At 66.3% G+C, this 23404-nt stretch carries 25 protein-coding genes; 18 read left to right on the top strand and 7 right to left on the bottom strand.

From position 1 onward, the window contains the following. The first annotated feature begins 19 nt into the window (after nt 1-19). The 12 genes from NE2_RS02285 to NE2_RS02225 all read left to right on the top strand — a co-directional run bounded on the left by NE2_RS02285 (nt 20) and on the right by NE2_RS02225 (nt 7493). The gene (locus NE2_RS02285) at nt 20-931 is read left to right on the top strand and encodes an alpha/beta hydrolase (RefSeq protein ID WP_063023460.1); all 912 of its coding nucleotides are present in this window, start codon (nt 20-22) and stop codon (nt 929-931) included. An 898-nt stretch (nt 932-1829) separates the two neighbouring features. Further along, the gene (locus NE2_RS02275; protein WP_218018547.1) at nt 1830-2141 is read left to right on the top strand and encodes a hypothetical protein; all 312 of its coding nucleotides are present in this window, start codon (nt 1830-1832) and stop codon (nt 2139-2141) included. A 172-nt stretch (nt 2142-2313) separates the two neighbouring features. Next, a complete protein-coding gene (locus NE2_RS02270; RefSeq protein WP_063909247.1) occupies nt 2314-2922 on the top strand; it encodes a hypothetical protein in 609 nt (202 codons plus the stop codon). Between the two features lie 5 nt (nt 2923-2927). Beyond that, nucleotides 2928-4040 (top strand): SRPBCC family protein, encoded by a 1113-nt coding sequence (locus NE2_RS02265; RefSeq protein WP_063023789.1) that lies wholly within the window; start codon nt 2928-2930, stop codon nt 4038-4040. Next, nucleotides 4037-4450, top strand: a complete 414-nt coding sequence (gene gvpJ, locus NE2_RS02260; protein WP_174553898.1) for a gas vesicle protein GvpJ — start codon at nt 4037-4039, stop codon at nt 4448-4450. The genes NE2_RS02265 and gvpJ overlap by 4 nt, the downstream gene beginning before the upstream one ends. Continuing rightward, nucleotides 4447-5211, top strand: coding sequence for a GvpL/GvpF family gas vesicle protein (locus NE2_RS02255; RefSeq protein WP_063023452.1), 765 nt, complete (start codon nt 4447-4449; stop codon nt 5209-5211). Before gvpJ ends, NE2_RS02255 begins: the two co-directional genes overlap by 4 nt. A gap of 3 nt (nt 5212-5214) precedes the next feature. After that, on the top strand, nt 5215-5442 hold the full coding sequence (locus tag NE2_RS02250; RefSeq protein WP_063016993.1) for a gas vesicle protein GvpG: 228 nt from the start codon (nt 5215-5217) through the stop codon (nt 5440-5442). 28 nt (nt 5443-5470) lie between these two features. Then, complete coding sequence (locus NE2_RS02245) at nt 5471-5794, top strand: gas vesicle protein GvpO (RefSeq protein ID WP_233429628.1); 324 nt, start codon at nt 5471-5473, stop codon at nt 5792-5794. Then, nucleotides 5791-6186, top strand: a complete 396-nt coding sequence (locus NE2_RS02240; protein WP_063023450.1) for a gas vesicle protein — start codon at nt 5791-5793, stop codon at nt 6184-6186. Before NE2_RS02245 ends, NE2_RS02240 begins: the two co-directional genes overlap by 4 nt. Beyond that, nucleotides 6183-6971 carry a GvpL/GvpF family gas vesicle protein gene (locus tag NE2_RS02235; RefSeq protein WP_063023448.1) on the top strand — a complete coding sequence of 263 codons (789 nt, stop codon included), beginning with the start codon at nt 6183-6185 and terminating at the stop codon, nt 6969-6971. The genes NE2_RS02240 and NE2_RS02235 overlap by 4 nt, the downstream gene beginning before the upstream one ends. Then, nucleotides 6968-7204 carry a gas vesicle protein gene (locus tag NE2_RS02230; protein ID WP_063023446.1) on the top strand — a complete coding sequence of 79 codons (237 nt, stop codon included), beginning with the start codon at nt 6968-6970 and terminating at the stop codon, nt 7202-7204. The genes NE2_RS02235 and NE2_RS02230 overlap by 4 nt, the downstream gene beginning before the upstream one ends. Further along, nucleotides 7197-7493 carry a gas vesicle protein K gene (locus NE2_RS02225; RefSeq protein WP_063023444.1) on the top strand — a complete coding sequence of 99 codons (297 nt, stop codon included), beginning with the start codon at nt 7197-7199 and terminating at the stop codon, nt 7491-7493. Before NE2_RS02230 ends, NE2_RS02225 begins: the two co-directional genes overlap by 8 nt. Before the next feature lie 244 nt (nt 7494-7737). Here NE2_RS02225 and NE2_RS02215 read toward each other — a convergent pair whose 3' ends face one another. Continuing rightward, the gene (locus tag NE2_RS02215; RefSeq protein WP_063023440.1) at nt 7738-8337 is read right to left on the bottom strand and encodes an Ltp family lipoprotein; all 600 of its coding nucleotides are present in this window, start codon (nt 8335-8337) and stop codon (nt 7738-7740) included. Between the two features lie 263 nt (nt 8338-8600). On the opposite strand from NE2_RS02215, the gene NE2_RS02210 reads away from it, so the two are divergent. Next, entirely contained in the window at nt 8601-10649 is a 2049-nt protein-coding gene (locus NE2_RS02210) for a hypothetical protein (protein ID WP_063023438.1), read from the top strand. Nucleotides 10650-10949: 300 nt separating this feature from the next. Here NE2_RS02210 and NE2_RS02205 read toward each other — a convergent pair whose 3' ends face one another. Together NE2_RS02205 and NE2_RS02195 are read right to left on the bottom strand one after the other, a co-directional pair. After that, the gene (locus tag NE2_RS02205) at nt 10950-11645 is read right to left on the bottom strand and encodes a type I restriction-modification enzyme R subunit C-terminal domain-containing protein (RefSeq protein WP_084493702.1); all 696 of its coding nucleotides are present in this window, start codon (nt 11643-11645) and stop codon (nt 10950-10952) included. A 247-nt stretch (nt 11646-11892) separates the two neighbouring features. After that, the gene (locus tag NE2_RS02195) at nt 11893-12294 is read right to left on the bottom strand and encodes a putative quinol monooxygenase (RefSeq protein ID WP_084493700.1); all 402 of its coding nucleotides are present in this window, start codon (nt 12292-12294) and stop codon (nt 11893-11895) included. Nucleotides 12295-12407: 113 nt separating this feature from the next. Between NE2_RS02195 and NE2_RS02190 the strand changes: the two genes are divergently transcribed. Beyond that, entirely contained in the window at nt 12408-14486 is a 2079-nt protein-coding gene (locus NE2_RS02190) for a thioredoxin domain-containing protein (protein ID WP_063023432.1), read from the top strand. Between the two features lie 33 nt (nt 14487-14519). Here NE2_RS02190 and NE2_RS02185 read toward each other — a convergent pair whose 3' ends face one another. Next, nucleotides 14520-16031, bottom strand: a complete 1512-nt coding sequence (locus tag NE2_RS02185) for an adenylate/guanylate cyclase domain-containing protein (RefSeq protein WP_063023429.1) — start codon at nt 16029-16031, stop codon at nt 14520-14522. Between the two features lie 105 nt (nt 16032-16136). Then, entirely contained in the window at nt 16137-16760 is a 624-nt protein-coding gene (gene trhA / locus NE2_RS02180) for a PAQR family membrane homeostasis protein TrhA (protein ID WP_063023786.1), read from the bottom strand. Nucleotides 16761-17064: 304 nt separating this feature from the next. On the opposite strand from trhA, the gene NE2_RS02175 reads away from it, so the two are divergent. Both NE2_RS02175 and NE2_RS02170 read left to right on the top strand, forming a co-directional pair. Next, entirely contained in the window at nt 17065-17859 is a 795-nt protein-coding gene (locus NE2_RS02175; protein ID WP_063016981.1) for an isoprenyl transferase, read from the top strand. 93 nt (nt 17860-17952) lie between these two features. Then, nucleotides 17953-18549, top strand: a complete 597-nt coding sequence (locus NE2_RS02170; RefSeq protein WP_228817187.1) for a hypothetical protein — start codon at nt 17953-17955, stop codon at nt 18547-18549. 21 nt (nt 18550-18570) lie between these two features. On the opposite strand, the gene coaA is transcribed toward NE2_RS02170, so the two are convergent. Beyond that, nucleotides 18571-19503, bottom strand: coding sequence for a type I pantothenate kinase (coaA, locus tag NE2_RS02165; RefSeq protein WP_062964691.1), 933 nt, complete (start codon nt 19501-19503; stop codon nt 18571-18573). A 264-nt stretch (nt 19504-19767) separates the two neighbouring features. On the opposite strand from coaA, the gene NE2_RS02160 reads away from it, so the two are divergent. Together NE2_RS02160 and glyA are read left to right on the top strand one after the other, a co-directional pair. After that, entirely contained in the window at nt 19768-20964 is a 1197-nt protein-coding gene (locus tag NE2_RS02160) for a hypothetical protein (RefSeq protein WP_063023427.1), read from the top strand. A gap of 558 nt (nt 20965-21522) precedes the next feature. Beyond that, nucleotides 21523-22821 carry a serine hydroxymethyltransferase gene (gene glyA, locus NE2_RS02155; RefSeq protein ID WP_063023782.1) on the top strand — a complete coding sequence of 433 codons (1299 nt, stop codon included), beginning with the start codon at nt 21523-21525 and terminating at the stop codon, nt 22819-22821. Nucleotides 22822-22964: 143 nt separating this feature from the next. On the opposite strand, the gene NE2_RS02150 is transcribed toward glyA, so the two are convergent. Further along, nucleotides 22965-23237 carry a hypothetical protein gene (locus NE2_RS02150; protein WP_063023425.1) on the bottom strand — a complete coding sequence of 91 codons (273 nt, stop codon included), beginning with the start codon at nt 23235-23237 and terminating at the stop codon, nt 22965-22967. Nucleotides 23238-23404 lie beyond the last annotated feature (167 nt).

Below are 23404 nucleotides of genomic sequence, written 5' to 3'. Positions count from 1 at the left end.
AATCACGCGACTTCTCGTAATGGTGTGGACGGTCGTTGCCGGGGGTGCTTTCGCGGCGGGTTCGGCCGCGGCGGATCCGGCAGCGCATGTGGTGGGCGAACATCCGCTGGGTCCCGCGGCGGTCGAGATGGACGTCTATTCGCCATCGATGGACCGGGTGATCACGAACCGGGTGATCCGCGCGGCCGGTGGCGGACCGGCGCCCACGCTTTATCTGCTCACCGGCATCGGCGGCGGTGTGGACAACATCTCCTGGTGGGACGACACCGATGTGCGCGCGTTCTTCGCCGACAAGCGCGTCAATGTGGTGATGCCGATCGGCGGGCCCAACAGCATGTACACCGATTGGAACGCCGACGACCCGGTGATGGGCCGCAATCGCTGGCAGGCCTACCTCACCCGGGAACTGCCCGACGTGGTCGACGCCCAGCTGGGGACCACCGGCCGCAATGCGATCGCCGGGGTGTCGATGAGCGGGGCGTCGGCGGTGGACCTCGCGATCCAGGCGCCCGAGCGGTTCGCCGCGGTGGCCTCCTACAGCGGGTGCCCGTGGTCGAACGATCCGGCCGGGATCGCGATGGTGAGTGCCCAGGTCGTGCGGGGTGGTGGCAATCCGGGCAATATGTGGGGCCTGCCGGGAACCGGGGTGTGGCCCGTACACGATGCGTTCGCGCGGGCCGGCGCCCTGGCGGGCAAGGCCATCTATTTGTCGGCGGCGTCCGGCATCCCGGGCGGTATCGACCGGGGACTGCCGTTCCCACCGGTGGAGGCCGTCGCGAGTGCGTGTACCGCTGCTTTCGCCGGTCGGCTCGGACAGCTCGGCGTTCCGGCGGTGTTCGTGGACCGGCCCGAGGGCTCCCACACCTGGGGACTGTTCGAGGCGGACCTCCACGATTCCTGGCCCGTACTGGCCGGTGGTATCGGCGCCTGAGCGAGCGGCGCCGAAACCCGGCCGCGGACGTCTCGTCTCCCGTTGTCAACGGTTCCCATCGGTGGGAACGAACGCCGCCGAGATCAGCCGGTTCACGAGCGCCATACCACTGTCGCGATGAACGTTTTGGTGACGCTGCCCTGACGGAACCGCCCGTCCACTGGCGCCGGGGCTTTCGTAATCGTGTCTGCGGCCCCTGAGGTCCCGGACCACCGCCCTGTGGGTCCGTTCACCTGCGCGAGAACCGCCGTCGCTCGGTCGGGCACGCTGGATACCGCAGCCTGCGTCGAAGCCGAATCGACTTGTGGGAGAGCCGAATCGGCGCGCTCGTAGACGACACTGCTCGTCGAGGGGACGAACTTCAGGGCCAGAGTTCCGGCGACCGAGATCACTACGGCGGAGGCGGCGCTCACCAGGGCCACCCGCCGACGCCTGCGAGTCGGCCGGGACACCGCAGGGGCAGTGCCGGTGCTTTCGCGCGGGTCGTTCATTCCGGAAAGACTGTCGCACTGATCATCTCGCGATCATCCGGAAATACCCTCGAGTTGCGCAGGGTCGACCCTGATGCCCAGGCGGTGTCGACCCTGGGATCGGACGCGGGTGGTCGTGACCTTCGACGATCGGACTGCTCGCCGAAAACCGAACGGCGCGAAGAATTCTCAGACCGCTGCGGGCCGGAACCGCCGGTGGCAGATCTCGCAATCACAATCGAAATAGCCGAGTCCGGCATTGCCGTGGGCGCCACGTCGTTCGGCTTCTTCCAGATCCGCGAACCAAGGCCGCCGCCGCATCGGTACCGGTCGAATCTGCGCGCTGTCGTTCATGGCGACGGAGTACCCATTTCGGACAGTGCGTACGGTCACGGTTTCGGCGCGATGGTGTGGTGATACTGGAGGGGATGGCGAGCACAGATCCCGAACCGATCCGGGAAGCGCGGACGCCGATGGCGGGCGCCGGATGGTCGGCCGCCGACCGCGCGGCCTACCGTCGTTTCGTGCGCAACCAGCACCCCGACGTCGGCGGCGATCCGGCCGCGTTCCGGGAAGGTCTGGCTCGCTACGAGGCCGCCCGCCGGGCCGGTATCTCCGCATCCGAAGTCGACCCGACGGACCGATTCGACGGGCCGGTGCGGTTCGTCGCCACACCGCGTGGCTGGCGGCGGGCAGTGCGCGTGCTGCGTCCGCGCCGGCGTACCCGGCGCCTGCAGTGATCGATATGCCGGAAGTCGCTCCGGCTAATGGCCGACAGCAGCGATAGCTGGGTATACGCTGATGTAAGGCCATTCTGTGATGTGGCTTACTCCAAACATCGGGGTCTCATCGCTCGACCTATCCCGCGGCAGTGCGGTCGCGCCGGCGTGTCGAGCAAACGAGGAGAAGGCCATGAAAGGTGGCACAAGTATCGCGATAGGGGTGGGCATAGGTTACGTGCTGGGGCGCACGCGGAAGATGCGGTTCGCGCTGGGGGTGGCGGGGGCGATGATGGCGAAACGTTCGTCGGACATCCCCGGTGAGTTGCTGGAGCGGGGAACATCGCTGCTCAAATCGTCGGCGGATCTGACGCAGCTCACCGATACCGTTCGCGACGAATTGCTGGGCGCGGCCCGGTCCGCCGCCGTGACCGCCGCGAGCAATCAGCTCGACTCACTCAACACCCGGCTGCAGCAGGGCTCGTCCCTGTTGTCGGGCGACTCCCTATTGTCGGGCAAGGACCGCGAGCGAGCACCGGCAGCCGAGCCGGACGACGAAGGCGAGCCCGAGGTCCTGGACGTGGAGTCCTCCGACGAAGATCTCGAGGAAGTCGATTCCGGCGACCGGGAAGAAGACCGGGAGCCGCCCGCCCCGAGGGCACGCAAGGCGGCAGCCCCCCGCGCGCGGAAGACGACTTCTCGGACTTCCACTCGTAAATCCGCGGAACGCAAACCTGTTTCGGTCAGCCGACGCCGTAGCTCCGATACCGGCGAACCGCCCGTGCGCCGCACGAGGAGGTGAGATCGATGGCGAAAACGGCTCAGCAGGCCGGCCCGCTCCAGCAATCGGTGCAGAACCTCGCGGGGACGCTGGCCGAACGCGCGGTGGAAGGGCTCTCGGCCAGGGTCTCGAAAACCGCCGGCCGGTTGAACGACTATGCGGGTGGTGAAGGAAATCTGCTCGCGGCGGTGACCGGTGTCGACAAGCTTGCCGGCGGATCTTCCCCACTGCAGGCCGTGATGAGCGGAGGTATGAGCAAACTCAAGCACTCGGCCGGGCAGACGTTCGAATCGATCAAGAATTCGCTGACCGGGGGTGGTGGCAAAGGCGGCGGCGGAAAGAAGCTGAAGCTGACCAATATCGTCGAGGAGATCGACGTCGGCGTGCCGATCGATCTGGCCTACGACCAGTGGACGCAATTCGCGGACTTCCCGAAATTCACGAAGAAGCTCGAGCAGGTCGAGCAGGTCTCCGACGAGAAACTCAGCTGGACCGGCAAGGTGTTCTGGTCGAGGCGAACCTGGGAGTCCACGATCATCGAACAGGTTCCGTTCGAGCGCATCATCTGGCGTTCCAAGGGCGCCAAGGGCTATATCGACGGTGCCGTCGGCTTCTACGAGCTCACCCCGAACCTCACTCGCATCCTGGTGGTGCTCGAGTACCACCCGCAGGGAGTGTTCGAGAAGACCGCCAATATGTGGCGCGCCGCCGGGCGCCGATGCCGGTTGGAGCTCAAGCACTTTCAGCGTCATGTCATGACCGATGCGGTCCTGCACAGCGACGACATCGTCGGCTGGCACGGCGAGATCCGCGACGGCGAGGTCGTGGAAGACGACGAGACGGCGCGACAGCGCGAAGAGGAAGAGAACGCCGCCGAGGAAGACCACGCCGAGGAAGACCACGCCGAGGAAGACCATGACGAGGAAGACCACGACGAGGACAACGCCGACGAGGAAGCGTTCGACGACGAAGAACCGGATGAGGCAGAAGAAGACGAGGAAGACGAGCACGACGAGCAGGACCGGGATCGTAGCGATCGGGACGAGGAGGAAGAACCGGAGCCGCCTCGCCGCCGAACGGCCGCCCGCAAGAGCTCGGTCACTCGCCGCCCACGTGTGAGCGGAGGAGCAAGAAGATGACGATCGAACCCGCGGGAGGCGGCGGCGGAGGTGGAGCCGGCACGATGGCCCGGCCGAATTCGTCCAGCCTGGCCGATGTAATCGACACCATTCTCGACAAAGGCCTGGTGATCGACGCGTTCGCCCGGGTGTCGCTGGTGGGCATCGAATTGGTGACCATCGACGCGCGCGTCGTGGTCGCCAGTGTCGACACATATCTGCGGTTCGCCGAAGCGGTGAACCGGCTCGAGATCTCGACCAGTGAGCCGAAGGGCATCACCGACATCGTAGGCGACGTCACCGAAGGCGCGGCCAAGCACAAGACGAAGGGCGCACTCGACGCGGCCGGCCAGAAGGTCGCGGACTTTCTCGGCGACGTGCAGGAGAAGCGGCAGACGGTGCACCGGCCCTCCAAGCGAGAGGAGCGATGATGGCTGCCGATGCCACAGCCGTCTATGTCTACGGCATCGTGCCCGCCGACGTCGAGCCGCAGCCGCATGCCACCGGAGTCGGCGATCCACCGGGTGAGGTCGCGGTCGTGCGGCACGGCGACATCGCCGCGCTGGTCAGTCCGCTCTCCTCCGATCGGCCCCTGGGCACACCTCAGGACCTCACCGCCCACGAGAAACTGCTCGACGGGTCCGCGGTGGTGGCTCCCGTGTTGCCGCTGCGGTTCGGCGCGGTCATGACCGATACCGATGCGGTGGAAAGTGAACTGCTCGAGGCGAACGAGGACGAATTCCACGCGGCCCTGGTGGAACTCGAGGGACGGGTGCAGTTCGTCATCAGAGGCCGTTACGTCGAGGACGCGATTCTGCGCGAACTGCTCGACGAGAATGCCGACGCCGCCCGCCTCCGAGACGAGATCCGTGGGAAATCGGAGGATGCGACCCGCAACGAGCGAATCATGCTGGGCGAGATGATCAACCAAGCCATCGAGACGAAGCGAGCCGAGGACACCCGCACAGTGGCTTCCGAACTCGAGAAACTCGAGGCGATGGTGAACCTGCGCGACCCCACCCACGAAGAGGATGCCGTTCACCTCGCGGCACTGATCGAAACGGCCCGCCAGGACGAGCTGGAGGAGTTGTTGCGCCGGCTCATGTCGGACTGGGACGGCCGGGTGGAGTTGAGTCTGCTCGGGCCGATGGCGGCCTACGACTTCGTGACGAAGCGAGCACCGGAGGGGTGAGGCATGGGTCTGTTCTCTTCGATACTCCTGCTCCCCGCCGCGCCGGTTCGTGGCGTGATCTGGCTGAGTGAATTGATCCAGGAGCAGGTCGAACAGCAAATGCACGATCCCGTGCGGTTGCGGCGCGAGCTCGAGGACATCGACCGTGCCGCGGCCGCCGGCGAGCTGTCCGCGGAGGAGGCCGCGCAAGCGCAGCAAGAGATCCTGAATCGGATGACCGGTCCGAGGTAGGTCCGACCGACCGGAAGAAGTGACTCCCGTGGCCCGCGACACCATTTCCAACGATGCCCAGGCATCGGACGAACAACCGCCCCTGACCGCGGCGCAGGCCGCCGGGGTGGCGGTCGAATGTCTCGCGGAACTGACGTCGCACCCCCTCCAGGGCGTCACGAGCGTGGAGCCGACCGACGACGGCTGGCTGGTGGAGATCGAGGTGCTCGAGGATCGCCGGATCCCCTCGTCGGCGGACATCATGGCGCTCTATCAGGTGGAGATCGATTTCGACGAGAACCTGCTGGCCTACCGCAGAACCAAGCGCTACATCCGCGGCAGCACCGACATCGGCACGAGGGGGCAGCGATGACGGTGGTCGGAGGCGAGTCGTACCCGCCGCAGCCCTACGGGGGCGGGGGTGGGGGAGGGCACTCCACCAATCTCGCCGACATCCTGGAGCGAGTCCTCGACAAGGGGTTGGTGATCGCGGGCGATATCCAGGTGAATCTCCTCGACATCGAATTGCTCACCATCAAGTTGCGGCTGGTGGTCGCGTCCCTGGAGACGGCCAAGGCGGTGGGCATCGACTGGTGGGAGACCGATCCCTGGCTCAGCAGTAAGGCTCATACGCTGGAAAAGCAGGACAGCGACCTGGAAATCGAGAACCGGGAGTTGCGCGAGCGGATCGCCCAATTGGAGGCGGCGAACGAACGCCGGCAGCCTATCGAGCGTGGGCGCGAGTCGAGGAAAGAGCGATCGTGACGGGTCGTTGCCTGGTCTGGCTGTACGCGGTCGCGCCCCACAGCGACGAGGAGGCGGAAACCGCCGCGCCTACCGGAGTCGCGGGGGAGCCGGTGCGGACGATCGTTTCCAGCGATCTCACCGCGATCGTCGGCTCGGTGCCGCTGGACGTGTTCGGCGAGGAGCCGCTGCGCCGGAACTTCGAGGATCTGGACTGGCTGGAGGCGACCGCGCGGGCACACGACGCGGTCGTCTCGGCCGTGGTGCGCCGCGGCCCGGCCGTACCGTTGCGGCTGGCCACCGTCTTTCGCGACGACGAGCGGGTGCGCGAGCTGCTCGACGAACGGCGAGCGGATTTCGTCGCCGCGCTGGAATTGGTGAGCGGGCGCACCGAGTGGGGAGTGCGCGCGTACGGTGACCGCGCCACCCTCACCGCCGCCGTGGCCGAGGCCAAGGCCGACGCCGACGCGATGACGCCAGGCGCGGCGTATCTGGCGCGGCGGCGCGCGCAATTGTCCGCGCAGGAGACCGTCGAACGCGATGCGGCCGAGCGGGCGGCACAGGTGCACGCGCGGTTGCTGCGGCGGGCCGCGGCCGGACGTTGTCAGCCGCTGACCGATCCGGCGGTGAGCGGCCGGCGCGACTGGATGGTGCTCAACGGCACCTACCTCGTCGACGACGACCGGACCGAGGACTTCACGGCGACCGTGAACGCGCTCGGCGCCGAATTTCCCGGTATCCGGCTCGAACTCACCGGCCCGTGGCCACCGTATTCGTTCGCGGGCGTGCAACGCGAGCCGACATGACGCGCGCCGGCACGTCACCGCCCCATAGCGCCGTCGACACCGAGCGGCGTATCGCGCTGGTGGACCTCCTGGACCGGGTGCTGGCAGGCGGTGTCATCATCACCGGCGACATCCGACTCGCCATCGCCGATGTGGATCTGGTGCAGATCTCCCTGCGCGCCCTCATCTCCTCGATCAGCACCCTGTTTCCGCCGGCCTTGTCCGCGTCACCCGACAAGCACGGCGATGACTGAATTCGGCGGTATCCCACCGCGTATCGACACCGACCCGGAATCCGTCGAGCGCGGCTTGGTCACCCTCGTGCTCACTCTGGTGGAGTTGCTGCGTCAGCTGATGGAGCGCCAGGCGCTGCGCCGCGTGGACGCCGGCGACCTCACCGACACCCAGGTCGAACGCATCGGAACCACCCTGATGCTGCTCGAACAGCGCATGGAGGAATTGCGCGAACACTTCGGCCTCACCCCCGAAGACCTCAACATCGACCTCGGCCCACTCGGGCCATTACTGCCCCCGCCGGATTAGCGCCCATGAGCATCTAGCAGGATGAAAGCTCTGTGCCGCAGTGGATTCGGATCGGCGTGCCCTCCAGGGAGCTGGACGCGGGCGCGGGGCCGGTCAGCCGGACGGACAGCAGCGAGACCAGGGTTACCACGTCGACCGGGCACGCTGGGACGCTGGCACAGCCATCGGAGGTGCTGCCGTCCGATCCCCTTGCCGTCTGGCCGGACAGCAAGGTGGTGTGCACGACTATCGTCGTAAGAGTCTGTCAGTAAGCAGCATTGGCTCCGTACTCGGCCTGCTCATGGGTGAATCCGTCGTACACCAGCTGATCGATGAGTCCGGACCGCGAGAACGACGTGTAATCGAGATACTTCTTGGCACACCGCGCGGCCTGCTCGTTCCAGTCCGTGTTCAGGCTGTCCACCGCGAACGTCGCGTCCTCTGTGGAGTAACCGTCGTATTCGAGCTGCTTGATCAGACCGCTGCGGGAGAAGCCCGCGTACTCGAGGTACCGCTTGGCTGCGCGGGTGGCGTTGCGCTGACCGGAACTGGGCTGCTGCTGCTTGGCCGGGGAGAATGCGACCGCGATTGCGTGAGCGGGTGCCGCAGTGGTCACTACGGCAACGTCGGTTGTTGCCGACGCGTTGTCCCATGCAGGTGCGGCAGGCGCGGCGGCGATCGCAACTGTGGAACTACCGTTCGGTGAAGCCGCGCTGGTCTTTTCGATGTTTCCCCCGCCGAAAGCGGCGGCAAGGGCTGGAACCAGAACAATGGCACCGGCCACCCACCGCCACGTCTTCCGCTTCGTCGGCGCGGGCGCGGCCGACGGCAGGGTGGGCTGCTGGGCGGGGAACTGCTCGGTCATTTCGTGCTCCTGTCAAGATGGTGCGTCGTCGCCGACGCGCGTCCCGCGCATGCGAGAGCCATTCAGTATGGCGGGCAGCAACGACAGATTTCGGCCATTCGACCGACAATTGGGCACGTAGGATGATGGCTGCGGCGGGATCGCTACGGGCCGATGAACATCGATCGGTCCGCGTGTGGGTAGTCGGTGCGTCTGATGCCGATCGGCCGTGATTTTTTCGGACATCGCGTGGGTGGGACTTCGAGTCAGGAGACGAGGGCACGATGGCGCTGACAACGTCACTCGCCGGGCGGGTGCGCAATACCAGCCTCCCCAAGAGTCATTCGCTCTTGCCGCTGCTGGAGGCGATAGTGAACGGCTTGCAGGCGATCGATGCTCGCTTCAAGACGGACGTGTCGCGCGGTCGTCTGAGAGTCACGATTCAGCGCAGTGATCAAGGAGAGTTCGATCTTGGGCTGGGTAGTTCGGGGCGTGCGCTGAAGCCGATTGTCGGGTTCGTGGTCGAGGACAACGGCATCGGGTTCACACCGGAGAACGTGGCATCGTTCGAAACGTTGGACAGCGATCACAAGGCGAGTCTCGGTTGCCGCGGTGTCGGTAGGTTGTTGTGGCTCAAGGCTTTCGACAAGGTTTTCGTGCGCAGCACCTATGCGGTTCCGGGGAGCGATCGGACCGAGGATGTGGGATTCCGGTTCTCGGTGGAGCGTGGAGTCGAGCACGACGATGTGCCCATCGGATGTACGGAGGTCGGCAGCCGTGTACACCTCAGCGGGTTCGGAAGGCCCTTCGAACGCAGTGCGCCGAAGACTGTTGCCATCATTGCCCGGGAAGTGTTCGAACACTGCATCTGGTACTATCTACGCCCCGGCGGTGCGCCGGAGGTGTCGATAGCCGACGGTGACGAAACGATTCATCTCCGGGATCTCATGCGCGACTTCGCGCTTTCGGATTACGACCCGGTGCAGATCGAGGTGAAGGGCGAGAAGTTCGACCTGACGAGCCTGTGCCTGAAGTCCCCCAACCGGAATCTGAAACCACGGCTGAACTGGTGTGCGGCGAACCGCGTCGTGTTCGAGGACAACCTGACTGGCAAGGTAGCCGGTCTGCACGGGAGATTGAAGGACGACGCCGGAATCGAATTCACCTATGTCTGCTACCTGACCTCGAATTTCCTGGACAACAATGTGCGCTCCGACCGGACGGCGTTCGACATCGACACAGATCGACCGGACGGCACCCTCGGAGACGACATATGCCTGGACGACATCAGGTCGGCTGTTGTGTCCGAGGTCGAACGGATCCTGGCCGGTCCGCTGGCGACAGCCCACAGTGAAAGCAAGGTCCGGGTCGAGGAGTTCGTGAGCACTCGCGCGCCGCGATACCGGCCGGTCTTGGCGCGGCTACAGGAGCTTGGCGTCACGGTGGACCCCTCGATGAAGGACTCCGAGCTGGAGCAACTGCTGCACCGGAAATTGCAAGAGCTGGAAACGAATACCCTCGCGCAAGGCCAGCGACTCTTCGCGGAAACCGGTTCGACCGTGCCGGAGAACTACGACGAAGAATTGGCCAAGTGCCTGCAGACCATCGATGACATCAACAAGTCCGATCTCGCGGCGTACGTCGCACGCCGCAGGGTCATCCTCGATTTCCTGGACAGGTTCATCAAACTGAATGACGACGGGAAATATGTCCGCGAGGATGCCATCCATTCACTGCTGATGCCGATGCGGACCGACTCGAACGAGATCGGCACCGACGCCGCGAATCTGTGGATCATCGACGAGCGGCTCGCGTTCCACGACTACCTCGCATCCGACAAGACGTTGAAGGCCATGCCGATCACCGGCTCGGAGTCGACGAAGGAGCCGGACATCGTCTCCACCAGACGGATCGGTCCGGACGTCCCGGTACTCACCGCGAGCGGATCGACGATGCCGCTGTCGTCGATCGTTGTCGTCGAGATCAAACGGCCGATGCGCAACGACGCCGCAGAAGGTAAGGACCCGATCCATCAGTCGCTCGACTATGTGAAGCGGATCCGGAAGGGCGGAGTGACGACTGCTGCGGGCCGTCCCATTCCGAATTCGGAGAACTTGCCGGCTTTCTGCTACGTCATCGCCGATCTGACGGCGACGATGAAGGACAGGTGCGACAACGCGGGGCTGCAACCCACGCAGGACGGCATGGGCTACTTCGGTTACAACCCTGCAGCCCGTGCGTACGTCGAAGTCATTTCGTTCGACAAATTGTTGAACGCCGCGACCGAGCGCAACCGGGCCTTCTTCGACAAGCTGGGATTCCCGGCGACCTGACCGCACGAAACGACCGGCGCCATGGCGGTGCCGGTCTGCCCGCACGACCTCGATGGCGCGAACTCGGCTCGTGACGAGGCTGTCGGGGCGGCGGGACTCCGAGAAAGCCAGCTATGAGCAGCTGATCGCGGAGTTACGCGCCCAGATCCTCGCCGCGCAGCAAGCGGGCGCTGGGACGCCCGATACGCACGACTATGACGAGGCGCAGACTAGCCGTGACCTCATCGATCTCGTGCTCCGCAAATCCGGGTGGGCGCTGGATCAGAACGGATCGCCTCGAGCCCGTGACCCGCGAATCGGTCAGGCGGTCTGCGCGTCGAGGGGGATGGCCGTGGCGCGCAGGCGTGTGAGTACCTCCTGCATCGCGTCGAGGTCCTCGTCGGAGAACAACTCCTCGGGGCCGCGTGGGGCGATGCTGCTGAACGGCGAATCGTAGAGCGCGCCGACGTCGACGATGCCGTTTTTCGTAATCACCTTGATCAACAGTTTGATGAAGTCGAGTTGATTCGCGCAGAGGATGCGTCCCTCCTGGAACTTGTCGAAGGCGGCGATGGCGGCTTCTTCGTCGAGACCTGCGATCGCGCGCACGAACAGACCCAGCTGCCCGGCGTGTTCGGACTTGGCCTGCTCCACATCCTCGGCCGTGCCGAAACCCTCTGCGACGAAGATATTTTCCAGAGAAGCGATATCAGCCGTGGTGATCTGACCGTTGCGCCGCAGCTTCTGCACCGCGATCTGATCTGGGTGTTCGGCGAGGTAGGTGCGCACCTTCGCCTCGAACCGCGACTTTCCACGGATCGAAGTCGGTATAGACAGGGCTGCGCCGGGTCGGCTTGATGTTGGCGACCAACGCGCGCAGGCGGCGGCGCAGAGTCTTCGAGCATCGGCAGGGTGACATCCACCCACCAGGCGTCCGAGCACACACCCTCGGAGGAAGTCGTGATATTTCGAGACTGCCGGAATGTTCTGGAGGTCCGGGCTGAGCACGTTGGTCATTCCGGCCGGGACCTCGAAAGAGCGTGCGGGCCATCACTTCATCGACATTTCTCGGGCCTACCTGCTGCACGGCGACCGTCGCCAGGCCTTCGGCGCTCTGCAGAAAGCGAGGGCAATTACCCCGGCCCAAACTCGCTACAACCCGATGGTTCACGAGACGGTGCGGGCACTGGCACGCGCGGAGGCTCGCAGTGTGGACACCGTGCACGGGTTCTCTGTGTGGTGCGGAATTGCTGACCGGCTCTGATCAGTCCGGTAGCCCTTTCGTCGAACCGGGAGCCAGGAACTCGACGCGGAACGACTCGATATATTGACCGCGCTCTTCGAGGAAGTAGCGGGTGTGCGGCTGCTGCTCGTGTTCATCGAATGCCGCACGGTCACGATAGACCTCGTAGAAGACACGCGCCAACGGTTCGTCGGTAACCCTGTGAGTGGCATAAACGAGAGTGCCGGGCTCATGGTCGATGATCGCCGGGACGGTGTCGGCGACCAGCGCATCGAAAGCTGCTGCTTTCGTTTCGTTCTCCAGATTGAATTCACGACCAGCGCGAACGACATCAGGCTTTCTCGAACAGCGCGTGCGGACAGTCCGGAGGATAGCGCGCACGGCCGTGCGGCCCTCATGCCACGAGTAGGGGCCGCTTCCCATCTGGTGGACGATGGCTCGAGTGCGCGGCCCGGACCTGCTAGTCACGGAGCGTGCGGCTCAGCTGCCGCGTCAGCGGGTGTCGCGGTGTGTCGGTGCTGTGGGAGGGTGGAGCCATGAACCGCTTGGCCGACGCGACATCGCCCTACCTGCGCCAGCACGCCGACAACCCGGTCGACTGGCGGGAATGGGGTGCCGAGGCGCTGGCCGAGGCGCGGTCGCGCGATATCCCGATCCTGCTGTCGGTCGGTTACGCCTCGTGTCACTGGTGTCACGTGATGGCGCACGAATCGTTCTCCGATCCGGCCACCGCCGAACTGATGAACGCGAATTTCGTCTGCGTGAAGGTCGATCGCGAGGAACGGCCCGATATCGACGCGGTGTACATGTCCGCGACCGTGGCGATGACCGGGCAGGGCGGATGGCCGATGACGTGTTTCCTCACGCCGGCCGGGGAGCCGTTCTACTGCGGCACCTACTATCCGAAATCGCCGCGCGGCGGTATGCCCTCGTTCACCCAGCTGCTGACCGCGGTCGCCGATACCTGGACCAATCGCCGCGACGAGGTCGACCAGGCCGCCGGTCAGGTGGCGCAGGCGCTGCGGGACCAGGGCGCCGGGCTGCCCGCGAGCGAGTTGACCGTCACGCCCGAGCTGCTCGCGCACGCGGTCGCCACGGTGCTGCGCGATGTCGACGAGCGCTACGCCGGATTCGGCGGGGCACCGAAATTCCCGCCCTCGGCGCTGCTGGAGGGCCTGCTGCGCCATTACGAGCGCACCGGGGAAGACGCTGCGCGACAAGCGGTTTCGGCGACCTGTGCGGCCATGGCGCGCGGGGGGATCTACGATCAGCTGCGCGGTGGCTTCGCGCGTTACTCGGTCGATGCCGCCTGGGTGGTTCCGCATTTCGAGAAGATGCTCTACGACAATGCGCAACTGCTGCGCGCCTACGCGCATCTGGCGCGGCTGGAGGCGAGCGGTGAACCGGGCACGGGCGACTCACTGCCGCAGCGGATCACCGAGGAAATCGCGGCCTTCCTGCTCACCGATCTGCTGACCGCCGAGGGCGGGTTCGCCTCGGCCTTCGACGCCGACACCCATGTGGAACCCGGGGCGCCCGGAATCGAGGGTGCCACCTACGTGTGGACGCCGCAGCAGCTCACGGAAGCCCTCGGTCCCGAGGACGGCCCGTGGGCCGCAACGATTTTCGGCGTGACGCCCGAGGGCACGTTCGAACACGGCACCTCCGTGCTCACCCGGTACACCGATCCCGGCGCCGGACCGGGCGAGGATCCCGCCGACGCCCACCGCTTCGACGACATCCGGCAGCGGCTGCGCGCGGTGCGAGACCGACGGCCGCAACCCGAGCGCGACGACAAGGTGGTCACCGCCTGGAACGGCATCGCGATCACCGCCCTCGCCGAGGCCGGTGCCGCACACGACCGGCCGGAATGGGTCGACGCCGCGGCGCGGTGCGCGCGGTACCTGCTGGATCGGCACCTCGTCGACGGCCGTTTGATGCGCGCCTCACTGGGCGGCGCGACCGGTAACGCGCCCGCCGTCCTCGAGGACTACGCGTGGCTCGCGACCGGCCTACTGGCCCTGCACCAGGCCACCGGCGAACTGTCCTGGCTCGACCGGGCGCAGCAGCTGATCGACGTCGCCACCACCCTTTTCGAGGACCCGGCACAACCGGGCAGTTGGTTCGACACGGCCGTCGACGCCGAGAAACTCGTCGCCCGCCCGCGCGATCCACTCGACGGGGCGACCCCGGCCGGGGCCTCCACCTTCGCCGAAACCCTGCTCACCGCCTCCGCCCTGAGCGCCCCGGACCGCGCGGCCCGCTATCGCACGCTGGCCGATGCCACCCTCGACGCAGGCGCCATCATCCTGGCCCGTGCGCCGCGCTCCGGCGGCCAGTGGCTCAGCGTCGCCGAGGCGGCACTGGCCGGGCCGATCCAGATCGCGATCTCGCAATCGACCGATGCCGCGGCGACGGCCGAATTGCTGCGTACCGCACGCCGATTCGCCCCCGGCGGCGCGGTGGTCGTCGCGGGGCAATCCGATTCGATCCCATTGCTTACGGACCGTCCCGCCCGGGGCGGCGCCCCCGCGGCCTATGTCTGCCGCGGCTCCGTGTGCGATCTACCGGTATCCGAACCGCAACAGGTGCGCACCGCGCTCGTAGGCTCCTGACGCCACCGCGGTGGTCGCTGCCGAGAGCCGCCCTCACTCCTCGACCGGAGCGTTCGCGCCCGGTCCTACCGGTTTGCGATCGGTCCAGCACGCCGTCGGCTCCCGGCGGCCGCGCAGCTGGATCTTGTCGTAGAGCACCCAGCGGGAACGTTCGGATTCGGTCGCCGCGTCGATCACGGCCTGGCTGGCCAGGATCCGGCGGGGGACCTCCTTGGCCTCGGTGGTGAGCCGGGAGGCCTCGTTGACGGCGTCGCCGATCACGGTGAATTCCAGCCGGGTGTCGGTGCCCACGTCGCCGGCGAAGACGCTGCCGCGCGCCAGGCCGATGCCGATATCGAATTCGCCGCCGAGGGCCACCTCGTCGCGGATGCGCCGTGCGGCGCGCAGGGCGGGAGTCGCGTTGTCGCCCAGAGCGATCGGGGCGCCGAAGATGCACAGCGCCGCATCGCCCTCGAATTTGTTCACCAGCCCGCCGTTGTCCTCGGTCGCCGAGACGACCACGGCCAGTAGGCGATTGAGCTGATCGACGAATTCGCGCGGCGCGAGTTCGGTCGACATCTCGACCGATCCGGTCACGTCCACGAACAGCGCGGTCACCACCCGCACATCGCCGGTCAGGTCGACGCCGCCGGCCAGTGCGCGTTCGGCCACCTCGTTGCCGACGTGGCGGCCGAAGACGTCGCGCATGCGTTCGCGTTCGGACAGATTCTCGGCCAGCTCGTTCACCGACAGTTCCAGGCGCCCGATCTCACTGGCGCTGGTGATCGGCACCCGCGCGGACAGTTCGCCGCGCGCGATCCGGTCCAGCGCCCGCCGCAGCGTCCCCAGCGGCGCCGCCACCGACCGGGCCAGCGTGGCGGTGGTCAGCGCCCCGACCAGCAGGCCGACCAGCGACATGTACAGCGCGGTCCGCACCCGATCGGTGGCGTCGGCCACCGGATCGCCGAGGACGGTGATCAACATCAGCAGCGGCATCGCCCCGGCCACCGCCCAGGAGATGACCAGCCGGTTGAGCACCGTGGCACTCCAGTGCGAGGTACCGCCGAGCACCCGCGCGATCACCGGGATCGTCGGCCGGATGAGCCGGTCCACCACCAGGAAGGTGAAACCCGCGGATTCCAGCCCGCCCAGGAAGAACATCGCCCCGATCGCCCACAGGGCCCGCGTGGGCACCACCTGGGCGAACAGTGCCGTTGCGATGGCGACACCCGGTATCCAGATGGCCAGCGCCCGCACGGTGATGGCGATGGGCAATCTCAGTAGTCGCTCGGCCTCCGGCCGGGTGGGCCGGCGGGTCTGATCGATCCAGCTGAAGTAGTACACCCGGTCGCGCACGGCCAGCACGATGCCGGCCAGTGCGCCGAGCACCGGATAGATCGCGGTCTGGGCCACGGCACTGAGCCAGTCCTCGCCGAGGTTGCCGAGAAATCCGCTCAACCACAATTCGACGACGATGACCGCGAGGCCGCCCAGATTGCAGACCATCACCACCGTCGAAAGGCCCCAGCGCGCACGCAGGGCCCAGAGCACGAGTCGACTGGTCATAGCCCCTGGCAGTGGTCTGGTTCGGTATTACCGGTTTCGGACGTATAGCACGAACGAGCATAGAACCCGCCCGTACGGCCGCGGCAGGTTACCGGTGATCTTGCCCTACGAGAATACGACCAACCAGATCGCGACGTAATGACACAGGGCGGCGAGAACCGTTGCCGCATGGAAGAATTCGTGGTGACCGAAGACCTCCGGCCACGGATTCGGCCATTTCACGGCGTAAAGGATCGCCCCGGCGCTGTAGGCGATACCGCCGATGAGTAGCAGCACCATCGGTGTGACGCCCACATTGTGGGTCAGTGTCGCCGCGACCGGCACGATGGCCCAGCCGAGTAACAGATACAGCGGCACCCCGACCCACCGTGGCGCGGTCGGCCACAGCACTTTCAGCGCCACCCCGGCCACGGCCCCGGCCCAGACCACGCTCAGCAGGGTGACCCCGGTGCGGCCGGGCAGTCCCAGCAGGGCGAACGGTGTGTAGCTGCCGGCGATGAACAGGAAGATCATCGAATGGTCGGCGCGCTTCATCCGCGTCCGGGTGCGCACGGACTGCCAGGTCACCCGGTGGTAGATCGCGCTGATGCCGAAGATGCCGCAGACGGTCACGCCGTAGACCAGCGTCGACCAGCCCGCGGTGGCGGACACGGTCGCCGCGGACGCGACCAGCACGGCCACGGCGATCGCTGCGACGGCGACCGCGTAGGTGTGGATCCAGCCGCGCATCCGCGGCTTGACGGCCAGAGTGCGCAGCCCCTCCTTGGCCGGATGCTCGAGCGAGGACACCTCCCCGGGGGCCGGATTTGCCGAGCTCACCGATTCGGTCACTGGTTCCCTCCTGAGTAACCTACGGTTGCGTAGGTTAGTTCTCCAGCCACTGTACCGGCAGTAGGCTCCGCGTGCCGGACGCCGCCGCGATAGGGTCGATCGGAACCGGGGAACTGATTCGTGGTGTCCGCTGCCATCCCTGCGCAGCAGAAATTGGCGGAGAACTCGGGCGGCACGCGAGAGGTGGATAAGGTTGGCAGCCGTGAAGCTTGCTAGTCGGGTGCTCAGCGGTAAGGTGCGCAACCTGCCCTATCGCATCTACGAGGCGCAGCTGTCGAAACAGCTGGCAGGCAAACAGCATCCGCGTCACGTCGCGGTCGTCTGTGACGGAAATCGCCGCTGGGCGCGGGAGAACGGCTTCACCGACGTCACCCACGGCCACCGGGTCGGTGCGCTGAAGATCGCCGAACTGGTCGGCTGGTGCGAGGCCGAGGGCATCGAGATGGTGACGGTGTATCTGCTCTCGACCGAGAATCTCAGCCGCTCCGCCGACGAACTGGAAACCCTGTTCGAGGTGATCACCGATGTGGTCGAGGAACTGTCCGCGCCGGAGAACAACTGGGGTGTGCGCATCGTCGGGTCGCTGAAGGGCCTGCCCGAGGACGTCGCCCGCCGCATGCAGAAGGCGGCCGACGAAACGCACGGTCGCGGCGGTGTGCATGTGAACGTGGCCATCGGCTACGGCGGCCGGCAGGAGATCGCCGACGCGGTGCGCTCGCTGGTGCGGCAGGAGATCGCGGCCGGGGAGACCGGTGAAGATCTGGTGCAGTCGATCACGGTCAACGCCATCGGCCAGCATCTCTACACCTCCGGTCAGCCCGATCCGGACCTGGTCATCCGCACCTCGGGAGAGCAGCGGCTCTCGGGCTTCCTGCTGTGGCAGAGCGCCTACTCCGAGATCTGGTTCACCGAGGCCTACTGGCCGGAGTTCCGCCGCGTCGACTTCCTGCGCGCGCTGCGCGACTACGCGGCGCGGCATCGCCGTTACGGAGTGTGAGCGGGCGGGCCGCAGATAACGGCCCGGCGCAGGATGTATTGCATTGCAAGATCATCCCCCGATCCGGCGCCGCGCACGCGTACCGTCGCGAACATGAGCGAGATGCGCGGCGGTGCGACCGAGGTGGCCGGAACGACGGTGCCCTACGTCACCTATGCCGAATTCGGCCGGCGATTCGTAACCTACGCCGCCTCCGAACAGCGGATTGCCGCTGTTTTCGCCCAATTGGCAGGCAGCGCATTCGATTTCGGCCCGATCGGGGTCGGCCCGGCGCATCTGGCGAAGGCCTCGGCGCAGGTGCAACTCGGTGATCCGGTGTTGAAGCGCTCGGTCGGCGAGGTCGTCGGTTTCGAGCTCGCCATCCCGCTCGATATCGATCTGCTGCTGGATCTCGCCGTCGATCGTCACCGCTTCGAGGTCACCGGTTTCGTCCACGTCCACCTGACGGTCCGCACGGCGGCGCCGCTGCGGATCGTCATCGACATCGCCGAACCGCACCCCGGCGACGTGCGGATCAATGTGGCCACCGCGACCCGGCGCGGCCAACTGCTGCGGCTGCTGGCCAGCGTCGATCACGAGATCCGCCGGTTCGTCGCCCGCTATGTGGCCGGCGAGATTCGTAAACCGCATATCGCGGCTGTCCGCGATATCGATGTCGCCGCCCGGCTCGACGCGGCCTGGCCGGCTTGACGCGTGTAGTGCGAAACCGAATCAGAGCTTGCGCAGCCGGATCCGGTTGATGCTGTGGTCGGAATCCTTGCGCAGCACCAGGGTTGCGCGTGGCCGCGTCGGCAGGATGTTCTCCACCAGATTGGGCCGGTTGGTGGCGTTCCAGATCTCCTGGGCGGCGATGGTCGCCTCGGAATCACTGAACTTCGCGTAGTGGTGGAAATGCGACTGCGGGTCCGCGAACGCCGTTTTCCGAAGGGAGAGAAAGCGATCGACATACCACCGCTCGATATTCTCGATGCGCGCGTCGACGTAGATCGAGAAGTCGAACAGGTCCGAAACCATCAGCCGCGGCCCGGTCTGCAGGACGTTGAGCCCTTCCATGATGAGGATATCGGGCTGGCGCACGCAGTGGAACTGGTCCGGCAGAATGTCGTAGGCGATATGCGAATACATCGGTGCGCACACCTCGGGCGCACCGGATTTGACCTCGGTGACGAAGCGCAGCAGCTTGCGCCGGTCGTAGCTTTCCGGAAAACCCTTGCGGTGCATGATGCCGCGCCGGGTGAGCTCCGCGGTGGGATAGAGGAATCCGTCGGTGGTCACCAGATCGACGCGCGGATGGTGATCCCAGCGCGCCAGCAGCGCCTGCAATACGCGGGCAGTGGTCGATTTACCGACCGCCACACTGCCGGCGATGCCGATGACGAACGGCACCTGATGATCCGGATGCGTTTCCCCGAGGAAGGTCGCGGTGGCGGCGAACAGCCGCTGTCGGGCGGCGACCTGGAGATGGATCAATCGGGCCAGCGGCAGATAGACCTCGGCGACTTCTTCGAGATCGATCTGCTCGCCGAGACCGCGCAGGCCGATCAGTTCTTCCTCGGTGAGGATCAGCGGAGTCGATTTACGCAGGGTGCGCCATTGTTTGCGATCGAATTCGACATACGGACTCGGCTCGCTCATCCGTGCCACCTACGCACACTCCCGGTCCGAAGTTCCCCCGCCGGGCGGGCGCGCCACCACCCGTAACGACGTCACCGATGAACCTGTGCCGTGCCCGGCGCGGTGAAATGCGCTCGACAGTCCTCGCATAGGCGAATTCTCCTCGGGGTGGGCACCGCACCGAACGCGGGGTGCTATTACTCGCCGGTAACCCTGGGTGACATTTCTCTCTCGACCGACGGGTTTCGGTCGCCGACGAGGCCGGGAACGGGGAAGCGGCTATCGTCGGATGTCATGGCTGCGCATCCGCTCGTCACCGAATATCTGCGCCTGGGACTGGCATTCGACCGATTGGAACCCGGCTTCGTCGACGCCTACACCGGCGATCCCGCGTTGCGCCGGGCCGTGGAGTCGGCGCCCGCGCCGCAGCCGCGCGAACTGGCCGACCGGGCAGCGGCCCTGCGCAAGGAACTGCCCGAGGCCGGGCTGAGCGAGCAGCGCACCGAATTCCTGGAGGCGCATCTGCGCGCGCTGGAATGCTCGGGACGCAAGTTCGCCGGCGACGACATCTCCTTCATCGAGGAGGTGCGGTCCTATTTCGACGTCGATATCGCCCTCGGTGACGTCGAGGACTATCGGGAGGCGCACCGGCAGCTCGACGAGGTGCTGGCCGGTGACGGCTCGCTGCTGGATCGGATGACCGCGCATCGGCGCGCCGACGAGATTCCGCCGCACCGCCTCACCGAATGTGTGCAGGCGTTCTCGGGCGCACTGCGCGAGTTGGTGCGCGAACGCTATCCGCTGCCGGATCACGAGCAGGTGGAATACGAGATCGTCGGCGACAAACCGTGGTCGGGATTCAATTACTACCTCGGCAATTTCCGGTCCCGGGTCGCGATCAATTCCGATCTCAAACAACATATGGCGCAGCTGCCGGCGCTGATCGCGCACGAGGCCTATCCCGGTCACCACACCGAACACTGCCGCAAGGAGGCCGGGCTGGTCGCCGCCGGACAGGACGAGCAGACGCTGTTCGTGGTGAACACGCCGCAATGCCTGATGGCCGAGGGGCTGGCGGATCTGGCGCTGAAATCGATCATCGGCCCGGACTGGGGAATCTGGGCGCAGGAGATCTACGCCGACCTCGGCCTGCGATTCGACGGCGAACGCGCACAACGACTGTCGAGCGCCTCGGCGAAACTGCTGGCGGTCCGCCAGGACGCGGCGCTGTTGCTGCACGATCGCGGCCGCAGTGCCGACGAGGTCGCCGAATTCCTGCAGCGCTGGAGTCTGACCACACCCGAGCGCGCGCGGCAGTCCCTGCGTTTTCTGTCCTCGCCGCTGTGGCGGGCCTACATCAGCACCTATGTGGAGGGGTATCGCCTGTTGGGCGGGTGGCTGGATCGCGCGGTCGACACCGACGATCGGGTGGCGCGCTTCGGCCGGCTTCTCGACGAGCCGCTGACGCCGGCGGCGCTACGCAGGATGTGAGGACGCGCCGTAGCGAGAATCGGGGAATATCCGGCCCCGGACATTCGGTGGCGATGTCCGTACGCGGAAATAGTTAGCACCGCAAACAATGGCGACCGTGATCGGTATCGCAATATCCGGTTCGGGGCTATCGAGCAATTCGCCGGAAATCTGATATCGAACACCGACCGGATCCGCGCCCCGACTCGCGAACCCGGCCGAAGGGTGTCGGTGCTACTACGCGCCCCAGCCCGCGCACCCGGCGTTGCCGCCGGAGGAGATGGTGCAGGCGGACTTCAGGATGGCGAAAAGCATGTCCTGAATCGAGTTACCGGTACCCGCGGTGAAAAACAGCATGTGAACCCCTGATGTGATCGAATGAGTCGATGACGCTGTCACAGTCGTCGACAGCGCGGCGAATGTTACGCCTTTTTTACACAGTGGGCAGCCCCATTTTATGGGGCCACAACGGGCTGGTGTGCAGTCGCTATTGCGCCTCGGCGGGTATCGAGGTCGCCGCGCCCGGCACCGGTGCGGGGCACGACGGAGCGGCCGGGGGCCACCACATAGACTGTGCGCGTGACCCAGACGACCGCCCCCTCTGTCAACACCCAGTCGCTCGCCGATCTCGATCCCGAGCTCGCCGCCGCGATGGCGGGCGAACTCGCCCGTGAGCGCGACACCCTCGAGATGATCGCCTCCGAGAACTTCGTGCCGCGCGCGGTGCTGCAGGCGCAGGGCAGCGTGCTGACCAACAAATACGCCGAGGGTTATCCCGGTCGCCGCTACTACGGCGGTTGCGAGCACGTCGACGTGGTGGAGAACCTCGCGCGCGAGCGGGTCAAAGATTTGTTCGGCGCCGAATTCGCCAACGTGCAGCCGCATTCGGGCGCACAGGCCAACGCCGCGGTGCTGATGTCGCTGATGAATCCGGGCGAGAAACTGCTCGGCCTGGATCTGGCGCACGGTGGTCACCTCACCCACGGCATGCGGCTCAACTTCTCCGGCAAGCTCTACGAGGTGCACGCCTACGGGGTGAGCAAGGAAGACCACCGCGTCGACATGGACGAGCTGCGCAAGCAGGCGCGCGAGGTCCGGCCGAAGGTGATCGTGGCCGGCTGGTCGGCCTACCCGCGTCACCTGGACTTCGCGGCGTTCCGCGAGATCGCCGACGAGGTGGGCGCCTACCTCTGGGTCGATATGGCGCATTTCGCCGGTCTGGTCGCCGCCGGTCTGCACCCCTCGCCGGTGCCGCACGCGGATGTGGTGTCCTCGACCGTGCACAAGACCCTGGGTGGACCGCGTTCGGGTCTGATCCTGGCCAAGCAGGAGTACGCGAAGAAGCTCAACAGCGCCGTCTTCCCGGGCCAGCAGGGCGGTCCGCTCATGCACGTGATCGCCGCGAAGGCCGCCGCCTTCAAGATCGCCGGCACCGAGGAGTTCAAGCAGCGCCAGGAACGCACCCTGTCGGGCGCCAAGATCCTGGCCGAGCGTCTGACCGCCGCCGATGTCGCCGGTAACGGCGTCACCGTGCTGACCGGCGGCACCGATGTGCACTTGGTGCTGGTGGATCTGCGCAACTCGCAGATGGACGGCCAACAGGGCGAGGATCTGCTGCACGAGGTCGGAATCACGGTGAACCGCAACGCCGTTCCGTTCGACCCCCGTCCGCCGATGGTCACCTCCGGCCTGCGCATCGGCACCGCCGCGCTGGCCACCCGCGGCTTCGGCGACACCGAATTCGCCGAGGTGTCCGACATCATCGCCACCGCGCTGGCGGGCAATGCCGATCTCGCCGCCCTGCGCGCGCGAGTGTCCAAGCTGGCCCAGGACTTCCCGCTCTACGACGGCCTGGAGGACTGGAAGCTGCTCGGCTGAGCCGTACCGCAGTGCGATCGACCCCGGTAGCCCGGATCGGGCCGCCGGGGTCGATCTGTGAGTGCCCTTGTCCGCCCGGGCATCTCGCTTCCCGACGGCGCACGGCGAGCCTTCGCGACGTGCGCCGGTCGGTCCGGCGGCGCTCAGTCGCGGGTGCTCAGGTATTCGATGTACAAGGGCCGCAAGGCCTCGGCGATCTCGCCCTCACCGGAGTGCATGTAGTCGTCGAGCATCGGCAGCACATACTTGATGTCCGCCTCGCTCTCACCGATGTTCCCGGTGGCGGCCTCCGCCGCCGGAATCTGCTCCAGCAGCCGCCACAGGAACTTGACGTCGCCGTGCCGGACGGCGTGCTTGACCGCTCGGTCGTGCAGTTCCTTCGACGACAGCTTCTCCAGCTCTGCCACATCGCTCATGTAGCGACTCTAGCGGGTTCGGCCGGGTGGCCGGGCAACTCCGTAGCTGACCGATAGCTACCGGTCGGCGTTCACTACCTATTCATCGACACGCCTGTCATCTCGGGAGCCGGAATCGCGAAATCGCAGTACCGTCGAAGTGCGAGCCGCGTCGGTGTGGCTCGTCC

The sequence above is a fragment of the Nocardia elegans NBRC 108235 genome (assembly GCF_001612845.1).
Classification (GTDB): domain Bacteria; phylum Actinomycetota; class Actinomycetes; order Mycobacteriales; family Mycobacteriaceae; genus Nocardia; species Nocardia nova.
This window is presented reverse-complemented; position numbering and strand designations above follow the sequence as displayed.